This window comes from Apibacter sp. B2966 (assembly GCF_011082485.1).
In the GTDB taxonomy this organism is placed as follows: domain Bacteria; phylum Bacteroidota; class Bacteroidia; order Flavobacteriales; family Weeksellaceae; genus Apibacter.
The window spans coordinates 1,699,008-1,719,192 of the sequence record NZ_CP049714.1 but is presented as its reverse complement, the minus strand read 5'-3'; the positions used below and the strand labels follow the sequence as shown (position 1 = coordinate 1,719,192).

The 20,185-nt window shown below is 31.3% G+C and carries 19 protein-coding genes; 3 read left to right on the top strand and 16 right to left on the bottom strand.

Annotated features, from left to right (window positions below; translation table 11 throughout):
• Window positions 1-10 precede the first annotated feature (10 nt).
• Window positions 11-721 (top strand): DNA repair protein RecO, encoded by a 711-nt coding sequence (gene recO, locus G8C43_RS07450; protein WP_166005184.1) that lies wholly within the window; start codon window positions 11-13, stop codon window positions 719-721.
• 16 nt (window positions 722-737) lie between these two features.
• Here the strand turns inward: recO and mnmA are convergent, their stop codons facing one another.
• From mnmA to G8C43_RS07400, 10 genes are all read right to left on the bottom strand, one after another.
• Window positions 738-1,922, bottom strand: a complete 1,185-nt coding sequence (mnmA, locus tag G8C43_RS07445) for a tRNA 2-thiouridine(34) synthase MnmA (RefSeq protein ID WP_166005182.1) — start codon at window positions 1,920-1,922, stop codon at window positions 738-740.
• A gap of 65 nt (window positions 1,923-1,987) precedes the next feature.
• Window positions 1,988-2,314: a preprotein translocase subunit YajC gene (yajC, locus tag G8C43_RS07440; protein ID WP_105296364.1), complete on the bottom strand. Its 327-nt coding sequence runs from the start codon at window positions 2,312-2,314 to the stop codon at window positions 1,988-1,990.
• An 18-nt stretch (window positions 2,315-2,332) separates the two neighbouring features.
• On the bottom strand, window positions 2,333-2,785 hold the full coding sequence (locus tag G8C43_RS07435; RefSeq protein WP_105296365.1) for a DUF1573 domain-containing protein: 453 nt from the start codon (window positions 2,783-2,785) through the stop codon (window positions 2,333-2,335).
• Window positions 2,786-2,797: 12 nt separating this feature from the next.
• A complete protein-coding gene (gene nusB / locus G8C43_RS07430; RefSeq protein WP_166005180.1) occupies window positions 2,798-3,703 on the bottom strand; it encodes a transcription antitermination factor NusB in 906 nt (301 codons plus the stop codon).
• A 64-nt stretch (window positions 3,704-3,767) separates the two neighbouring features.
• The gene (gene secG, locus G8C43_RS07425) at window positions 3,768-4,094 is read right to left on the bottom strand and encodes a preprotein translocase subunit SecG (protein WP_105296367.1); all 327 of its coding nucleotides are present in this window, start codon (window positions 4,092-4,094) and stop codon (window positions 3,768-3,770) included.
• Window position 4,095: 1 nt separating this feature from the next.
• Complete coding sequence (locus tag G8C43_RS07420) at window positions 4,096-5,247, bottom strand: hypothetical protein (RefSeq protein WP_166005178.1); 1,152 nt, start codon at window positions 5,245-5,247, stop codon at window positions 4,096-4,098.
• Between the two features lie 3 nt (window positions 5,248-5,250).
• Window positions 5,251-5,760: an LptE family protein gene (locus G8C43_RS07415; RefSeq protein WP_105296369.1), complete on the bottom strand. Its 510-nt coding sequence runs from the start codon at window positions 5,758-5,760 to the stop codon at window positions 5,251-5,253.
• Window positions 5,744-7,021 carry a sigma-54 interaction domain-containing protein gene (locus G8C43_RS07410; protein WP_105296370.1) on the bottom strand — a complete coding sequence of 426 codons (1,278 nt, stop codon included), beginning with the start codon at window positions 7,019-7,021 and terminating at the stop codon, window positions 5,744-5,746. Before G8C43_RS07410 ends, G8C43_RS07415 begins: the two co-directional genes overlap by 17 nt.
• 10 nt (window positions 7,022-7,031) lie before the next feature.
• Window positions 7,032-8,462, bottom strand: coding sequence for a tRNA (N6-isopentenyl adenosine(37)-C2)-methylthiotransferase MiaB (miaB, locus tag G8C43_RS07405; protein WP_166005176.1), 1,431 nt, complete (start codon window positions 8,460-8,462; stop codon window positions 7,032-7,034).
• 147 nt (window positions 8,463-8,609) lie between these two features.
• Window positions 8,610-10,100, bottom strand: a complete 1,491-nt coding sequence (locus G8C43_RS07400) for an SLC13 family permease (RefSeq protein WP_160542534.1) — start codon at window positions 10,098-10,100, stop codon at window positions 8,610-8,612.
• A 189-nt stretch (window positions 10,101-10,289) separates the two neighbouring features.
• Between G8C43_RS07400 and G8C43_RS07395 the strand changes: the two genes are divergently transcribed.
• Together G8C43_RS07395 and G8C43_RS07390 are read left to right on the top strand one after the other, a co-directional pair.
• Window positions 10,290-10,754 carry a hypothetical protein gene (locus G8C43_RS07395; protein WP_166005174.1) on the top strand — a complete coding sequence of 155 codons (465 nt, stop codon included), beginning with the start codon at window positions 10,290-10,292 and terminating at the stop codon, window positions 10,752-10,754.
• 373 nt (window positions 10,755-11,127) lie between these two features.
• Window positions 11,128-13,797, top strand: a complete 2,670-nt coding sequence (locus G8C43_RS07390) for a reprolysin-like metallopeptidase (protein ID WP_166005172.1) — start codon at window positions 11,128-11,130, stop codon at window positions 13,795-13,797.
• 70 nt (window positions 13,798-13,867) lie between these two features.
• Here G8C43_RS07390 and G8C43_RS07385 read toward each other — a convergent pair whose 3' ends face one another.
• The 6 genes from G8C43_RS07385 to smpB form a co-directional block, all read right to left on the bottom strand.
• A complete protein-coding gene (locus G8C43_RS07385) occupies window positions 13,868-14,530 on the bottom strand; it encodes a histidine kinase (RefSeq protein WP_166005170.1) in 663 nt (220 codons plus the stop codon).
• Between the two features lie 124 nt (window positions 14,531-14,654).
• Window positions 14,655-15,728 (bottom strand): iron-containing alcohol dehydrogenase family protein, encoded by a 1,074-nt coding sequence (locus G8C43_RS07380; RefSeq protein WP_166005168.1) that lies wholly within the window; start codon window positions 15,726-15,728, stop codon window positions 14,655-14,657.
• A 4-nt stretch (window positions 15,729-15,732) separates the two neighbouring features.
• Window positions 15,733-16,482: a 3-deoxy-manno-octulosonate cytidylyltransferase gene (gene kdsB, locus G8C43_RS07375; protein WP_166005165.1), complete on the bottom strand. Its 750-nt coding sequence runs from the start codon at window positions 16,480-16,482 to the stop codon at window positions 15,733-15,735.
• Between the two features lie 244 nt (window positions 16,483-16,726).
• Window positions 16,727-18,148 carry an OmpA family protein gene (locus tag G8C43_RS07370; protein ID WP_166005163.1) on the bottom strand — a complete coding sequence of 474 codons (1,422 nt, stop codon included), beginning with the start codon at window positions 18,146-18,148 and terminating at the stop codon, window positions 16,727-16,729.
• A gap of 105 nt (window positions 18,149-18,253) precedes the next feature.
• Window positions 18,254-19,663 carry an OmpA family protein gene (locus tag G8C43_RS07365; RefSeq protein WP_160542541.1) on the bottom strand — a complete coding sequence of 470 codons (1,410 nt, stop codon included), beginning with the start codon at window positions 19,661-19,663 and terminating at the stop codon, window positions 18,254-18,256.
• 63 nt (window positions 19,664-19,726) lie between these two features.
• Window positions 19,727-20,185, bottom strand: a complete 459-nt coding sequence (gene smpB, locus G8C43_RS07360) for an SsrA-binding protein SmpB (protein ID WP_105296380.1) — start codon at window positions 20,183-20,185, stop codon at window positions 19,727-19,729.

The window sequence follows — 20,185 nt, the reverse complement described above, 5'->3', positions numbered from 1 at the left end:
CTTAAAAGAAATGATTGAAACTACTAAAGCTATCGTATTGTCTTTTTTAAAATATGGAGATTCTTCTCTTATTGTAAAATGCTATACCGAAAATTTTGGATATAAAAGTTTTATTTTAAAAAATTCTTTTTCTAAAAAAAATAGAAAAAGCCATTTTATCTTTTTATTTAATGAAATTGAAGTTACTTTTTATTCTAAAAAAAACCATTCTTTAGAGTTGATTAAAGAAATTCATCAAGCTCATATTTTCAATACCATTCATACAAATATTATCAAGTCTTCGATAATAACATTTATTGGAGAAATGGTGAACCAAACACTAAAAAACGAGGAAGCACAGGACACATCTTTATATAATTTTATTAAAAGCAGTTTAATTGATTTAGATGCAAAAGACAGTTACTTTTCTGATTTCCATCTTTATTTTTTACTGCATTTTTCGAAGTATATTGGGTTTTATCCCTTAGAAAATGATTCAGAATTTCCTTATTTTAATATTAAAGAGGGTATTTTTTCTTTAAAAGCTGATACTGTTTCAAGGGAAGAAAATGCTCATTTATGGAAGCAATTACTTTCTTATGATTTTAATTCTTTAAAAAATTGCTTTACTAATTCACAGCGTAAACAGATGCTTTCAGAAATAATAACTTATTTTGAAATGCATTTGTCTAATTTTAAAAAACCTATTTCTTTAGATATTTTAAAATTAATTTTTGATTAAATATTACTAATTAAAATCAAGAGATTACTCCGCTTCCGATTAATTCATCTTCAACATACCAAGCCGCAAATTGCCCTCGGGTAATTGCTGATTGCAAATTTTCAAATTCAATGAAAATTCCTTCTTCAAATTGATACAAAACTGCCTCTTGCAAAGATTGTCTATATCTTATCCTGACTCGAACTCTCATTGTTTCTCCTATCTTCATTGGTAGGTCTTCTCTAACCCAATGCACTTCTTTTTGATCTATAAATAAGGCCTTTCTAAATAATCCGGGATGATTTTTACCTTCACCTACATAGATTGTATTGTTTTGCACATCGGTATCTAATACAAAGCATGGCTCGATATGCCCTCCTATTCCTAAACCTTTTCTTTGACCGATGGTATAATAATGCGCTCCTGAATGTTCACCGATCACTTTGCCATCCTCTATAGTATATGGAAAAGGAGTTGACAAATAAATCAATTCTTCTTTTTTAGTTGAAAATGATTGTTCTTCTTTTTTGTATATAGGATTATCTGAAAAAATTTCAACCAAATTTCCTTTTTTAGGTTTTAATTTTTGTTGTAAAAAATCAGGCAATCTTATTTTCCCAATAAAGCATAATCCTTGAGAATCCTTTTTATTTGCAGTAACTAAACCAATTTCACTTGCAATTTGCCTTACTTCCGGCTTGGTTAAATTTCCTATAGGAAATAAGGTTTTGGAAAGCTGGTATTGATTAAGTTGACATAAAAAATAGGATTGGTCTTTGTTGGAATCTATACCTGCTAAAAGCTGATAAATTGTTTGTCCTTCGTTATTCAATGAATGAACACGGGCATAATGACCGGTTGCTACTTTATCTGCCCCTAAAGATAAAGCCGTTTTAAGAAATATATCAAACTTGATTTCTCTGTTGCATAATACATCCGGATTAGGGGTACGTCCTGATTCGTATTCATGAAACATGTAATCAACAATTCTTTCTTTATATATTTCAGAAAGGTCTATGACTTGATAGGGAATATTAAGTTTTTGAGCTATTAGCAATGCATCATTGCTATCTTCTACCCATGGACATTCATCTTCCAGTGTAAATTCAGAATCGTTCCAATTCTTCATGAATAGACCTATAACTTCATGACCTTGTTGTTGCAATAAATATGCTGCAACACTTGAATCTACTCCTCCCGATAAACCTACTACTACTTTCATTTTATATAATTAAAAAGCATATTCTATATACCATAGAATATGCTTTATGATTTATTTATAATCGTTTACTTCTTTGCAGGTGCATTTTCCGGATATCTTGCTATAGACAATTCTCTGGAAATTGCTGATTTTTCGATTTTTATTTTTCCCGCCATAGTTTCAATAATAAGTCCATCATCCATTATTTCCGCAACTTTTCCATGTATACCGGAAGTGGTAACTATTCTTGTTCCTTTAGCTATATTATCTTGAAAATTCTTTTCTTGTTTTTGTCTTTTTGTTTGCGGTCTAATAAAAAAGAAGTAAAACACCACAAATAGAAGGACTAGGGGAAGGAATGCTCCTGCTTGTTCCATAAAACCTCCTTTTGCTTGTAAAATTATTGTTAACATTTTTATTTAAATTTATTTTTAATTAACTTTTGCTTGAAATTTAATTACTTTAGTTTCAAAATTTCCTGAAACAGCTATTGTTTTAAGTACTTCTCCTTCAAAATTTGAAGAATCAAAAGTAACTGTAATTTCTCCTTTCTTGCCCGGATATACAGGTTCTTTAGTATATTTTGGAGTGGTACACCCACACGAAGGACGTACTTCTGAAATTAATAAAGGACGTTTTCCAACATTGGTAAATTTAAAAACATGGGAGACTTCTTGCCCTCTTTTTATATCCTTAAAATCATACGTATCTTCATTAAATTTTATAATAGATTCTTCGGTTATTTTGGGTACACCATGAGTATTTTTAGTATTCGTATTATCCTGTACGGTACTTTTGATTTGCTTTTGAGAAGAATTTTCTTTTTTGCAACCGATGGTGAATAACATACCTATTAATAAAAATATTACTGCTGACTTTTTCATTTTTCAGGATGTTTAAACTTTATTCATATCTCTAGCATATCTGTCTAAAATACCATTAATAAATACATTACTTTTAGCGCTAGAATAAACTTTTGCTAATTCAATACATTCATTAATAACAACTTTAGCCGGAACTTGAGGGAAATAATTGAGTTCTGTAAATCCCATTGCCAATATGATTTTATCTATTTCCGCAATTCTATCCAACTCCCAGTTATTTGATCTTTTTTCAATTAATTTTAAACTTTCCGGATAGTGTTTAACCGTGGTCCTGAATAAATTTTTTGCAAATAAAATACCCTCATCCGATTTTAAAACTTGAATTAATGTATCAAAGGATGCCCCTTCCTCAATAGACTTGATAGTCTTCAGGGTCATATTATTGGCAATATGAACATCATCTGCCCAAGAAAGTTTTAATTCCTCAAACCATTCATACATGATGTCATTATCTGCTATATGCTTTAAAAACAGTTTAAGCAATACCTTTTTTTCCGACTCAAAATCTGTTTCTTTACTTTGCATATACTCTAAATAACTTCGCGATGTTTGAAATTTTTTAAAGATAATTGCCGGATAATTATTATTTAAATGCCACGATAATTCTAAATGTTTGTCCGAATACTCTTTTCTAGCTTTGTTTTTTTCTAACAGCTCAAATATCTTATTATTAACAAACTTAAGATTAGGATTTTTTTCCTCATCTGTGGCAAAACGTTTTTGCTTTTTCCTTTCTATAACTTCAAGAGCATAATCTCTCACAGCCAATAGAAGATTTAATTGATATATATATAAATCATATATCTCATCTATAGACTGAAACATTCTATTTTCAACATATTCTAACTCATTCCCACTTATATTATACGCATACAGAACCTGTAGAATTTTTTCTCTAATTTGCCTTCTTCCTAACACAACAATAAATTTTTAAGAACTTTGTTAATACTATATTTTTAGTGTTAATTATTACAAGTATATTTTACTTAACGTTAGTTTTAGGCAAAGCCTGTTCTTGTTGAGGGGTTGAAGACTGTTTTGAGTTTTGGGTTGGAGTTGATGTATATATAGTTGGCTTTGCAATCAATACCGATGCAAAAATTGACAATACTACTATTACTCCTCCTAAGGTCCAAGTTGCCTTCTCCATAAAATCATTTGTTTTCTGAACACCGAACATTTGTGTTCCACTACCTCCGAAAGTTGAACTTAAACCTCCTCCTTTTGGATTTTGCGACAAAACAACTAATATTAGCAAAACGCATGCGATAATGATAAATATCATTAGTATTCCATATACTGCTGTCATATTATTTTGAATTTTTTATCTTTTTTATTCTTCTTATTTCCGAGGCAAAATAACTACTTTTTTCTGGATATTTCAAACTTAATATCTTAAAAGCTGTTAATGCTGTATCATATTTACCTTGCTCTACATATAATTGAGCTAAGGTAATAGTCATTAAATTTGCAATGTCCTGAATTTCTTCTTTTTTAAATTCTACGTCTTTACTATATTTCGTGTCTTTTGCAACCGGTTTTATCTTGGGATTATTTTCAATAAAATTTGAAATAATGCTATTTTGTTTTTCTTGTTGTGGTATTACTTTTTCAAATTTTAAAGCTTTTTTTTGCTTGGAAAGTGAGATCCATTGATTAAAAGTTAATTTGTCGGATTCCAAAGTAATTTCCTCTTGCTTGTTTTCAATACTTGGTTCGCTTAACTGAATTTCATTGATTTCATTACCAACCAAATCTTCCTTTACTTCTTCTTCTTCAATTTCCGAATGTTCAATTTCAGTACTTTCTTCCCTATTCTCGAAATTTTCTTCATTTTCTTTTTCTAAGCTTGAAGTAAATAAATGTGATATTCCTAACTTTTCTATATTGGTATAGGAGATATCACTGTTTAAAAAGATTTTCTTATTATCCTTAGCATCTTCATTAGTTAAAAGTAATTGAATTTTAGAATGATCTTCTATAGGTTCAATTTCTATTATATTGTTGTTATTTACTAATTCTTCGGATATTTTTTGTTCATTTATAATTTCAGAATTTGAATCTATTGCTTTCAATTGGGTTAAACTGCTATCCTCTTCCATAAATTCATTACTAACAATATTTTCAAGAACTATAGTTTCTTCAAATTTATTATCATCTGCTTGTAAAATTTCATCTTCTTTTTTATCGATCAATTCTTCTGCTGTAATTGGTTCTACTAACTTCTTGTTAGTATCAATGGATTTTTTTATTAATTCTCGATAGTTCGTATAAATTGAAACCTTTTTAATATCTTCATTAGTTAACGGTTCTGATACATATCTATTTTTCCAATTTAAATAAATTAAATGAAACGATTGAGAAAATGGATAGTGAGTTATTAAATCTTCCACATAATTCTTATCGGAAAATTTAAGTTTTTCAGGGTTTTCTATTAACTGTATAATTCTACTATTATCCATAATTTACCAATCGGCTACTATCGCTAAAAATATTTGATCAATAATTCTTTGATTGATTTTCTGGGCAAGATCATCTTGAACATTAATCAATAATTCTTTGCTAGAATAATCTTCATAATCGGAAAAAGTTTTTTCGAAACTCTTTTCAGGCTGCTTTTTATTTTCGTATCTAACAGAAACGCTTATCGTCAATCTGTTTTGCGTTGCTTCGTCGGAATTACTTTGTATATTTACCGGACTGGTTGAAAAGTTAGTTATTTCTCCTTCTAAAATGATATCCGGATCTATATTAGTCTCTACAAGCTTCGTTCTTTGATTAAATCTACTTTGTAAGGCGGTAGTAAAATCTACACTTAAATTCGGGCTTTGATAAGCTGAATAATTAGGAAATGATTTTATTTCTATAGTTTTTATATCGGGATCCAAAGAAGCCCCTGTGAATGAATAACATCCGGACAAAGATATAAAAAAAATTCCTATTATGAGTAATATGATTTTATTCTTCAATATCATATTGTTTTATTTTTCTATATAATGTTCTTTCCGAAATCCCCAACTCTTTTGCTGCTAATTTACGTTTTCCATTATACTTTTCTAAAGCTTTTTTAATAAGTTCCTCTTCCTTTCTTTGTAAAGATAAAGATTCCGAATTGTTGGACACATCTTCATATTCGTAGTCATCCAAAATTTCGTGATACTCATTAACTGATGAAGGAACTGTCGGTATGACGGGTTTTTCATCATAATAAACAAGAGAATCTCCCGATTTAGGAATATCATAATCTTTATATACTCGTTGGAAAAGATCCTGATCATTTGAGTTTAGCATCAAATCGCCTTTATTTTTAATGAGTTCTAAAGTCAACGCTTTCAAATCGTTGAGATCTTTTTTCATATCAAATAAAAACTTATATAATATTTCCCTTTCACTGGAAAAATCGGAATGATTTTCATTTTGCTTGGAAAAGTTTACTAAAGACGTGGTTTGTGGAATGTCTTTTAAATATTCTTTTACCTTATCTATAGACAAATTCCTGTTGGTTTCCACCACCGTAATTTGTTCGGTAAAATTTCTTAATTGACGGATATTTCCCGGCCAATAATAATTTTGAATATAGGACATGGCTTCTTCCGATAAACTCACTGAAGGCATTCTATATTTTTCTGAAAAGTCAACTGCAAATTTTCTGAAAAGTAAAGGAATATCATCCTTCCTTTCCCTTAAAGCAGGTATATCAATTTGTACTGTATTTAACCTGTAATATAAATCTTCTCTGAATCTGCCTTTTTTAATTGCTTCCAATAAATTAACATTAGTCGCAGCTACAATTCTTATATTTGTTTTTTGAATAGTAGATGATCCGACTTTCATAAATTCACCACTTTCCAATACTCTTAATAAACGAACTTGCGTTTGCAAAGGCAATTCTCCTACTTCATCTAAAAAAATGGTTCCTCCATCTGCTACTTCAAAATATCCTTTACGAACCTTATCTGCTCCCGTAAAAGCTCCTTTTTCGTGACCAAAAAGTTCTGAATCTATGGTCCCTTCGGGAATTGCTCCACAATTAACAGCAATATATTGTTTATGTTTTCTTGGTGAAAGATTATGAATTATTTTAGGAATAAACTCTTTTCCTACCCCGCTTTCTCCAATTACCAAAACAGAAATATCTGTAGGTGCTACTTGCATAGCTTTTTCTAAAGCCCTGTTAAGTGCAAGGTTATTTCCAATTATTCCGAATCTTTGTTTTATTGCCTGTAATGAATCCATAATATTTATGTTATGCGATCTCTCCTATCAAGGTAGCTGAAGTGCAATCATTTACCAATACATTAACAAAATCTCCAACTTTTGTTTGATCTGTTTTAGTAAAAACCACCACTGCATTTTGAGAAATCCTTCCGTACCATTGATCTTTACTTTTTTTACTGGTTCCCTCTATCAAAACTTCGTGTACCTTGTTAGTATACGTTTTCATTCTTTCTAATGAAAGTTCTTGTTGAAGATTTATAATTTCTTTAAGTCTTCTTGACTTTATTTCCGCTGGCACATCGTCTTTCATTTTTTTATGAGCTAACGTACCGGGACGTTCAGAATAAGCAAACATGTATCCGAAATCGTATTTTGCATATTTCATTAGAGATAAGGTTTCTTGATGCTCTTCTTCCGTTTCTCCACAAAAACCTGCTATGATATCATGTGAAATCGCGCAGTCAGGTACGATTTCCCTTATTTTATCCACTAAATTAATATATTCTTCCCGTGTGTGTTGACGATTCATTCGCTGCAAAACTGTAGTGCTCCCACTTTGAACAGGTAAATGGATGTATTTGCAAATATTATCATGTTTAGCCATTACGTGCAATACTTCTTCATGCATGTCTTGCGGATTGGACGTTGAAAATCGTATTCTAATTTCAGGACAAGCTTCAGCTACCATGTTCAATAATTGTGCAAAATTTATCGCTGTTGCTCTTTGCAATTCACTAGCTTTTAAGAAATCTTTTTTAGGACCTCCTCCATACCATAAGTAACTGTCTATATTTTGTCCTAAAAGTGTAATTTCTTTATATCCGTTTTCTCTCAACTCTTTACATTCTTTAAGAATTGAATGTGGATCTCTACTGCGTTCTCTTCCTCTTGTAAAAGGAACCACACAGAATGTACACATATTATCACATCCTCGGGTTATGGACACAAAAGCTGTAACTCCATTTCCGCCTAAGCGTATCGGACTTATATCTGCATAAGTCTCTTCTTTTGATAAAAGTACATTAATGGCATTTCTTCCATCATCCGTATTTTTCAATAAGTTCGGAAGATCTCTGTATGCATCGGGACCTACCACTAGATCAACTAAATGCTCTTCTTCCAAAAACTTTGTTTTTAATCTTTCTGCCATGCAGCCGAGAACGCCTATAACCAGATCCGGCTTTTTTCTTTTTATTGCATTAAATTGAGAAAGTCTTTTTCTAACCGTTTGCTCCGCTTTTTCACGAATAGAGCAAGTATTGAGAAGAACTAAATCTGCTTCTTCCAGTTGAGGGGTAGTATTATATCCTTCGTTACTAAGTATTGAGGCTACTATTTCACTATCGGAAAAATTCATTTGACAACCATAGCTTTCTAAAAACATTTTTTTGGTGTTTTTAATAGAACTTTCTTGTATTAAGATTTCTCCTTGTCTTCCTTCTATAATTTCTTTTTCCATATTTAAACATTCCCTACGAAAAAAAGTACCGGGATATTACTAAATCAAAATAAAAATAGTCTGCAAAGATAAAACTTTATATGCCAAGTTGACAGATTATTGTTTTAAATATTTCTTAAAATATATGTTAAGTAAATATAATTTTATTTATCTGCTTGTTAAGACCATCTCAAAATACCCCGTAAAATTTTGCAAAAATAACACCCAGGCCATGATTACTATAGTTCCTACTATTGCTGCATAAAAACCCCCAAAATAAAAGTCTGATTGTTTAAGCATCCCTGTACTGTATACTATTGCATTGGGAGGCGTTGACACGGGCAGGAATAATCCGCACGAAGCACAAAGACCAATTACTAAACCGATCGGCAATATTTGTTCCGGAGGAAGTACTACCGCAGCAATATTTATGACGATGGTTGCTGTAGCCGTACTACTCATTATGTTAGAAAAAATCACAGTCACTATAGCAAAAATCATCATCATTAAATATTCATTAAACGATGCATCTCCCAATAATTCGGAATAATAGGGCGCCAGCAATTCCTTTATTGCAATCCCTAGTGATAATCCACCGGCGACCAACATTAAGGTATCCCACGGAAGCTTTCTTATATCTTCAGCCGTTATAATCCCTAACATAGGAAGGAAAACAATAGGAATTCCTGAAGTGGCTGCACTTGGGATTTTCAATTTTGAACCCATCATCCAAAAGAAAACGGTTATAAATAAAATTAGTATTACAAAAAACCTCTGCAATCTAATCTTTTTGGGAATCGGGGCTAATTCTTCTAAGAAATTTAAATTAATTTTTTCAACTTTAGATGTATATTTTTGCTTAAGCAGAATCCAAAAGAACAACAACAATACTATTGCTACGGGCAAGCCCAAGATCATCCAATCAAAAAAAGAAACCTCAATACCTTTGGATTTTAAAACATCTACTACAATCAAATTGGGAGGAGAAGATATTAAGCTGCCCATTCCTGCAAAAGTTGCCGAGGCCGGTATGCTTATCAATATTGCTTTTGTCATGGGCGAATCTTTCCCTTCTCTGTCTAAAAAAGGCATAACAGCTGCCAAAATCATGGCTGATGTTGCCGTATTGGATATAATTAATGATAAACAGGAAGTAGTTAGCATAATTCCTAACAACATATGCGACGGCTTACTACCAAAAATAGATATGGTACCTCTAAATAAAGAAATATCTATTCCTGTTTTTCTCATACTTTCACTGAGAAAAAAACCGCCCAAGAAAATCCATATAACACTATCAGACCATGTATTAGAAATAGTTTTCGGATCAATTGTTGATCCTTCTATATTCCCCATGGTATAAATGAGAAAACCTGTGATCAGTATCCCTACGGCAAAGGGGGGTATTGCTTCGGTAACCCATAGAAGTATTGAAAACATCAGAATGAACAGGGTGTATTCTTGAGCTTTAGTAAATTCTTGAGGAGAAAGAAAATAAGTACCTAATAAAGCAATACCTAATGAAAAAAAGAATAATCCAACTTTAGTTTTTATATTCCAAACATCTAAAGATTTTTCTATAAGAAGATCACTATAGACTCTAATATTCGTATTAATCTTTTTAAAATCTTTATTAATTCTATGAAAATCAAAATCCATATATATAGCCCTAAATTAAATTTTATCTACTCTTAAAAACTTTGCTTACCTTAATGACAGATAGCAAAACTCTTTATAAATTTACTATTTATTTCTAATAGTTTACTCTTAATTGAGAAATTAATTTTTAAATTTGTATCCTAATTCTCACATTAATAACACAGGTAAAGTTTACCTCTAATATAAATTATGAATAATTTTTCTAAGCTCTGGGTTTTTCAATCTAGAAGATTTCTTACCCCTGAAGAAATTCAAGATATCACCAAAATTCTTACTGACTTTTTGAAAACATGGGCGGCACATGGTGCTGATTTAAAATCTGAGCTTACGATTATTAAAAATAAATTCATAATTATAGCGGTTGATGAAAATCAAGCGAAAGCCACCGGATGTTCTATCGATAAATTGAATCAATGCATTAGACAAATCGATCAAAAATATCAATTAGAACTTTTAAACCGATTATGGGTAAGCTATGAAGATGATAAAGGGGAAATTACTACTGTTCCTATGAATTCTTTTAAGGAAAAAATCAAATCCGCTCAAATTTCTCCTGAAACCTATATTTATAACCTTGCTATAAGTACTTCCAAAGAATTCGAAGAAAAATTTAGACTTCCTCTTAATGAAAGCTGGGCAAGAATATTTATGTAATTTTTATTTATATAAGGTTTTCGTTTTATTAAAACTGTGATATAAGTTGCTTCTTAATAAATAATTTCTCTTTTAAAAATAATTTGAGACCCCATATACCTTATTTTCAATAAATAAACTAATTTTATCTTATAAAATTAAATACCATCATTTATTGACTTCATTATATTATTTATCTTGATAATTTTGTTTTATACTATACTATAAATCAAAAACCCTGTTTTTCATTTTATCTATTTTTTAAAAACTATTGATAGTAAAATTACAATTTATAATTTTATAATTAATAATCATAAATAAACATTAATATTATTGCTTATTAATTTATAATATATATTTTTGTTTTCATAATAACATACAAAAATAGAAATACATGAAAATTTTCTTATTAATTATTAGTGTTTTTATGTTCAGTATTCCTCTTTCAGCACAAAATTATTGGAAGAGAACAAGCTTAACAGGAAAGAAGATAAAAAGTGAAAATATCAATTTACCCATTGAAGAACTATATACCGTTGATTTTTATTCTTTGAAAAAACAATTAAATTCGGCCTCATTAAGAGGAACTAACCATACTCCTATCATAGTATACGTTCCAACATCCGAAGGAAAAATAGAAAGATTTTCGGTTTATCATGCTCCTGTAATGGATGAAGAAATTGAAAATACATACGAATTGTATTCATACGCAGGAATCGGTATAGATGATACGAACAAATATATTCGATTTAGTATTTCTCCCAATCAATTCAATTCAATGATTATGGATAATACGGGTATCATTCAGCTCATTGATCCTTATACAACCGATGGAGAAGTTTATTCTGTTCGTATTAGAAAGGAAAACATCTTTAATGATTTCAATTGTAATACGGTTGATGAAATTAATTCGGAAGAATCAAGTTCTTATAAAATTATAGCGGGTGATCGAAAATTTCGCACGTATAGATTAGCTCTTTCAGTAACCGGTGAATATACTCAACATTTTGGTGGCGTAACCGGAGCTTTACAACAGATAAATATCACCTTAACCCGAGCGAATGGTATTTTGGAAAAAGATCTAGCTGTAAATCTTAAAATGATAAATAATATTTCTCTTATTTATGAAGATCCCAATACGGACCCTTATTCCGATTCATCTTTGATGGATAACTGGAATATGGAACTTCAAAAAACATTAACAGCTGTGGTTGGAGAAGATAACTATGATATTGGCCATCTTTTTGGCGGTAATGGTGGAGGAGGAAATGCCGGGTGCATAGGGTGTATTTGTGTCAGTCCTTTGATGGATCGAAATGGAATCCCTACTTCTGTAGGAAAAGGAAGTGGGATAACTTCCCCCTCAAATAATAATCCGTCAGGAGATCATTTTGATATTGATTACGTAGCTCATGAATTGGGACATCAGTTGGGAGCTAATCATACTTTTTCTTGTTGGCTAGAAAACACGGGGGTTAATATAGAACCGGGAAGCGGAAGTACAATAATGGGATATGCCGGTATCACATCTGCCAATGTACAATTAAGTTCGGATGCTTATTTTCATTCTGCAAGTATTCAGCAAATTAACAGAAATCTACAGCGTAAAAACTGTGGAACAATCAATCAAATTCCTAATCATCCCCCCGTAGTAAATGTAGGTCCCTCTAGTGTGACCATTCCTATAGGGACACGGTTTTACTTGGATGCAGAAGGAACAACAGATCCCGATGGGGATGAGCTGACTTTTTGTTGGGAACAAATTGATAATGCTCGTAAAAATGTTATTCGAGTCGATTCTTCACAAAGATCCGGTCCTATATTCAGGTCTTTTCTACCGACTTCATCTACTAGAAGATATTTTCCCGCTTTAACTACCGATAGCTACTCTCCAAATACTTGGGAGACTGTTTCTAACGTTAAAAGAGTCCTGAATTTTACTGTAACCGTACGTGATAATAATCCTAATAAACCTCAGACTAAGATTGTTACTAAAGAAGTTTTGGTTTCTGATAGTGGTGGGCCATTTATCGCAACATTTCCTACCGCTGATTATATTGCAAAGAAAGGAAGTTCAATTAAAGTAGCTTGGAATGTTGCTAATACAACAGCACAGCCATTTAATACACAATATGTGAATATTTCATTAGTTACGGATGAGGGGCAAACTATTACTCCTCTGGCTGATCATATTCCTAATTCGGGAAATGCAACTGTGGATTTACCTGCTGATCTTGTCGCTAAAAAAGCAAAAATAATGATTGAGGCTAGTAATAATATTTATTTTGCCTTAACCGAATATTTTTCAATAGGATATGAATCGGAAGTAATTTGTAAAAAATATATGCCAAACTTTTCTCCGATTCCGATTCCTGACGGAAATGGTGATCATTTAAATTCTGATTTTGCTACCATGGGAATTATTATTCCTGATAATGAGAATTATGATGAATTAATTAATTTACAGGTATCTGTTGATATAGATCATCCAAATATTTTTGATTTATACATTGTTTTACAAGACCCCGGTCCGGATTATAAATCAACTGTTTTATGGAATCATTCATGTGAATATTATTCAGATTTAAAAGTTACTTTTGATGATAACGGAGCTGCCGTAAACTGTTCTTCTCCTACTACAGGTACTATTAAACCCCGTAATGCAATTCATTCACTTTATAAGAAAAAATATAGCGGTGAATGGCTATTAGGAGTAGCAGATCATTATGCTAACGATGTTGGTACATTAAATTCTTTTTCTTTGAATTTATGCAGTTTGAATTATAAGCAACTCCAAACCGATGAAAATTTTTCAGAAACCCCAACATTTAAAGTTTACCCTAATCCTTCTGAAGGAGTTTTTACTATCGATTTAGGTGCTATTCAATTTAAAGGAAATACAAGCCACGTTAAAGTTTATAATTTGGCCGGTAGCTTATTATTTTCAAAAGTTGAAAAAAATAAGCTTTTTTCTATAGATCTTACTAATTATCCTGCGGGTATATATACCATAAATATTACGGGGAATGGTAATTCTATATCCAAAAATGTAATTAAGAAGTAATCCTTTAAGCTAAAATAAATAAAGCACTCTTTTATATATTTATGAGAGTGCTTTAAATTTTTCTTTATTTTTAAAATTTAAATTCTTTTTCAGGAATGATCTTGTTAATTTCAAGCGATTTAAATACAAGAATAAATTCAGAGTCATCCTCCTTGTTTTTGACGACCAAACGATAAGGAAAAATTAGTCCGGAGACTAATTTAAAGTCTGAATACAATTTACTTTCATTTGAAGTATCTTCTCTAATTAATTGATAGCTGGTTTTATCAAAATAATAAATTTCTGATTCTCTGTTGTTAGTTAGCTTAATTTTATAACAATTCTTGTTATCAATACGTTCTTCTCCGAGAAATATCGGAAGAAACCCTTTTGCAGAATAATCAATTAAATCCGATTCAAATGCTTCAGGAACGTAATTATTATTTTCTTCAAGGGAATTCGTTTGAAAGTTATATTGTATAGCTTTCTTTCCATTGTAAGCATTTAAAATAATTTTTTTTCCCTGTATTTCTATACAAGTTTTATTAAGATTCGGCCTCTGCTGATAAATTTCTATAGGATATGACTCATTTAATCCTAAAATTATATCTCCTTTAATTATTATTGAATTCAATTCTTTCCAATGATCTGTTCCTCCGGTAACTTCCAAATGCTTTTTAATTATTTCTTCTACCGTCTGAGAATAACATATATTCAAAAGGAATATCAGAAAAGCAAAAAAAAGTTTCTTCATATAAGATTAAAATGGGTTGACTGTAAAAAAATTCCAGGCAACTTTAAAGTTCTCCCGGAATTATCATTTTTCTTCAATTTATATCTTTGCATTAATTGAACTATTATCTTTCGAATAATAGTATTTACATTTCTTCGTAAAGTGCTCTTAATTTTTCTTTAGTCATTATTTTCTGCCAATCTTTACCTAATGCATTTTCCCAAAGTGGTGCCATTCCATAAGAAACATTTATCATAGTATTGAATTGTTCATCAGACAATCCTTTGCATACACCTTGCGGAATTTCAATCTGATTTTTTTCAACCATATATTTAAATTCCTTAACTCCTTCCGGATAATACTCTTCTAATCGGTCAAAAACAATGCAATTACCTACTCCATGATGAGTTCCTAGTAAATAAGAAAGTCCGTAACTCACCGCATGAGCAATTCCTACTTGTGAATAAGCGATGCTCATTCCTCCATGCCAAGATGCCATCATTAAATCTTCATCAGACTCATCATCCCATTCAGATTTATGAACATATACTTTTTGGCAAAGTTCTAATGCTTTTTCTCCGTAACTTTTACTGAAAGCATTAAGATATGTTCCTGTTAAAGACTCAATGCAATGAATATAACAATCCATACCGGTAAAAAATGCCTGATTTTTTTCTACTCCTTTTACTAAAGAAGGATCCAAAATAACTTGATCAAAAGGGGTAAAGTCTGAATTAATACCTAATTTTCTTTCCGGCCCGGTTAATATACAAGTTCTGGAAACTTCTGCTCCTGTACCACTAATTGTTGGTATACCTACATGATATACAGCCGGATTCTTCACTAAATCCCACCCTTGATATTGAGAAGAAGACCCTTCACTATTCATCATAATTGCAACAGCTTTTGCCGAATCCATTACACTTCCTCCTCCTATTCCAATAACTCCGGAAACAGTTCCATATTCCTCTTTTAATGAATCTCTGATCGCATCAATTCCTTTGGTTTTGGGTTCATCAGTAGTATCTATAAATATAATTTTATCTTTTCCTTTTAAGGGAATTCTTTTTTCTAATTTTTTTCCTTCAAACACTTTATCTACTAAAAAAATAAATGGATAATCTTTATTTCTTTTTTCTTCAATAATTTCTGAAGTTTGATCAAAGCTTCCACGTCCATAAATTACACGGGGAACCATTGGGAAATTTCTGAATTTCATATTTTTATTTTTTCTCGTTTATCTGTTTTTTTAATATTTCATTTGCTTTTTCCAAATCCTCCGGAGTGTCTATTTCAACTCCTACAAAATCAGTCTCTATTACCTTAATTTTCATGCCATATTCTAAATATCTTATGCACTCCACCTTTTCTGCTTGTTCGTTTTGTAACATCGGTAATTTTGCAAAATCTAGTAAGGCTTGTTTACGAAAAGCATATACACCTACATGCTCATAGTAATCCGCCTGAAATGATTTTTCTCGAGGATATGGTATAACTGAACGTGAAAAATATAGTGCAAAGTCATTTTGGTCTTTAACTACTTTTACATAATTAGAATCCTCAATTAAATTCCAATCGTCCATTTTACGAATCAAGGTAGCAACATCAATTTTATTTTCTTGATCTTTCTTAAATACTTCAATTAGCCTTGCTAACGGTTCGGTTTTTACAAAAGGTTCATCTCCTTGTATGTTTATGATGATATCGCATTCTAAATTTTCAACAGCTTCTGCAATTCGATCACTTCCTGTCTCATGTTCCTTTTTACTCATAATGGCTTTACCTCCGTTTCTGGTAATTTCATTATGAATTATTTCGGAATCTGTTACTACAAATACATCTGAAAAAAGACGGGTTTTAACTGCATTTTCATAGGTTGACCGAATGACTGTTTTTTCTCCTAACATACCCATCAGCTTTGCAGGGAAACGAGAGGCTGCATATCTTGCAGGAATAACTGCTATTATTTTCACGTTATTTATAATTTAATTACAAAGTTAACTAAAATAGCTTTTGTTAACCGGTATTATCCCTATTAAAAAAACATTTTAAATGTGCTTATTTTTTATCTTTAAAATTTTTTATACAGCTATTATTTTTTTTATAAATCATTATTTAATAATTGTATTCTTTTATTATACTTTTATAAATAATGAATAAAAAAAGTCATCCAAAATTTGGATGACTTTTTTCTATTAGAAAAGTTTGTTTAGTAAATTATCTTCTTCTGTTACTAGGAGTTTTTACCTTAACTTCTTCTGTGATTGATACTTTTGAACCGGTTTGATCTAAGATCACAACTCTTCTGTTTTCTCTATCACAAGTTTCTTGATCCGGATAAAGAATATTTCCTTTATCGTCTTTCTTAGCATTGATATCTTGTTGTTTACATAACAATTCTGATTTACCGAATCCTCTTGCTATCAATCTATCTTTGCTTACTCCGTTTTTAACTAATTCGTTTACTACAGATTGTGCTCTTTGTTTTGATATTCTATTGTTTACGGCTACAGATCCTACTCTGTCGGTATGTCCGTCTACAAAGAATTTTTTACCATCAAAACTTCCGTCATTTAACATTTTTGCAGCATCGTTAACTAATGGTAAAGATTCTGCTGTTAATTTAGAACTGTTAAATTCAAAGTTGATATTTTTTAATTTGAATGTAACGTCTTTAGTTTCCCAAGGACAACCATTATTATCAATTGGTCCTTTTACTGTTGGACAAGCATCATCAATATCAGGGATACCGTCTCCATCTGTATCAGGACATCCTTGGAATTGTGCAGGTCCTGCTGCATTAGGACATCTGTCTTGATCGTCAGGGATACCGTCTCCGTCTGTATCAGGACATCCTTGGAATTGTGGTAATCCCGGTGTATCAGGACATCTGTCTTGATCATCTGGAATACCATCCCCATCTCTATCGCTCGGTGCTACCGGAGGTGGTGGTAATGGTTGTTCTTTCTTAGCTCCAAATTTAAATATTAAAGATGCTGAGTGTTGAAAGAAGTCAGAATAATCTTTTGATTGATTAGTTACCCAGTTATATTGAGATTCTATGTTTAAACCAAAGTTTCTGGTAAACCAAAAGTTAATACCAACACCCCCGTTTACTACGAACATATCATCTTTTCCTGTAAATTTACCTCCTAACTTATAATTTTTATCTGAGTTATAATCATCATCATAAGCGTCTAAGTGTGTAGATGGATCATCCTCAACAATTTTAATTCCTTTATAAGAATATTTGTGATAGTTTGCACCTACTCTCACATATGGGTCCAGCCATCTTAATGATTTTGACTCACTAAGTGGAGTAAATCTAAGACCTAAACCTGCTAAAACAAAAAATTCGTCTTTTATTTTTAATCTTTTGTTATCCATATCACTTATTGAAGCTTGTAAATCAACTGCAAAGTTTTTACCAATACTTCTTGCTACAGTTAATTTTGATAATGGAAAAGAAAAACTATAATCATCGGTATCAAAATATCCGTCAAAGATACCACGCACTGACGTATGGTCAGTTGCATGCATCCCTATCCCCACATACCACTTTTCTGTAGTATTTTGAGCTTTAGTTACAATGGCCATTATAACAGCTCCTATTGTAATCAATAATTTAAATTTTTTCATATTAATTTCTTACTACTATGATTTATTTTATTCTACTAAACAAATTCTATTCCAATATATAAAAAAACCATCCTAATAAGGATGGTTTTTTTATTTGTAGATCAATTATTTCTTAATTTTCACTTCTTTTGTTACGGAAACTTTATCTCCTGCCTGATCTAAAACTACCACTCTTCTATTAGATCTATCACAAGATTCTTGGTCAGGATATAGTATATTTCCTTCTTCGTCTTTTTTAGTATTGATATCTGCTTGTTTACATAATAATTCTGTTTTTCCAAAGCCTCTAGCTATCAATCTATCTTTTTCTATACCTTCATTAATTAATTCGTTAACTACAGATTGTGCTCTTTGTTTTGATATTCTATTGTTTACGGCTACAGATCCTACTCTGTCGGTATGTCCGTCTACAAAGAATTTTTTACCATCAAAACTTTCATCTTTTAATAATTTAGCTGCATCTTTTACTAATGGTAAAGACTCTGCTGTTAATTTAGAACTGTTAAATTCAAAGTTGATATTTTTTAATCTGAAAGTAACGTCTTTAGTTTCCCAAGGACAACCGTTGTTTTCAATTGGTCCTTTTACTGCTGGACAAGCATCATCAATATCAGGAATACCGTCTCCATCTGTGTCAGGACATCCTTGGAATTGTGAAGGTCCTGCTGCATTCGGACATCTGTCTTGGTCGTCCGGAATACCGTCTCCGTCTGTATCAGGACATCCTTGGAATTGAGGCAATCCCGGTGTATCAGGACATCTGTCTTGATCGTCTGGAATACCGTCGCCATCTCTATCACTTGGTGCTTCTACCGGTGGAGGTGGCGGAAGTGGTTCTTCTTTCTTAGCTCCGAATTTAAATATAATCGATGCAGAATGTTGGAAGAAATTTATATAATCTTTAGAATATGCTGTTGCCCAGTTATATTGAGACTCTAGATTTATACCAAAGTTTTTTGTAAACCAGAAGTTAATACCTACTCCACCATTTAATATGAAATTATTATCATGACCGGTAAATTTACCTCCCAGTTTATAATTTTTCTTAGGATTATAATCATCATCGTAAGCGTCTAAGTGAGTGGTTGGATCGTTTTCAACGATTCTAATTCCTTTATAAGAATATTTGTGGTAATTTGCCCCTACTCTAACGTATGGATCTAACCATTTTAAAGATTTGGATTCACTTAATGGGGTATATCTAATACCTAATCCTGCTAAAACAAAGAATTCATCTTTAATTTTTAATCTTTTATTGTCTATTTCTCCAATTGAAGCTTGCAAGTCAACTGCAAAGTTTTTAGCTATGCTTCTAGCTACTGTTAATTTAGACAACGGTGGTACAATACTATAATCATCGGTATCAAAATATCCGTCAAAGATACCACGAACAGAAGTATAGTCTACCGCATGAGCTCCAATCCCGATATACCACTTATCCGAAATGTTTTGAGCAAATACAGTAGTTGCTAACGTTGTAGCCAATCCTGTAAGTAACAAATTGAACTTTTTCATATATAAAAATCTAATTTTTAGGTTGCAAAGTAACATTTTTATTATCTAACTCCCAAGAAAAAATTAATATTTCTTTACCATTCTGTTAATATTTCGTTTGGATTCTCTTTCTTTTATCGCTTCTCTTTTGTCATATAATTTTTTTCCCTTCGCAAGATATACTTGGATCTTCGCGATTCCTTTTTCATTGATATACAATTTTGTAGGAACAATCGTTAATCCTGTTTCTTTAGTTTTTCTTAACAGTTTGTTAATTTCCTTTTTATGTAATAACAGTTTTCTTTCCCTTTTTATTGTATGATTATAACGAGTTCCGTAATAATATTCGTCAATGGTCATATTTATTACATATAATTCGCCATTAATAATCTGACAAAAACTCTCTGCAATACTTGCTTTCCCTAATCTAATAGATTTTATCTCAGTACCATGTAAAACTATTCCTGCCTCATATTTATCCAATAATTCATAGTTAAATCTTGCTTTTCTATTCAGTATATTTACTTTATTTTCAAATTTCAT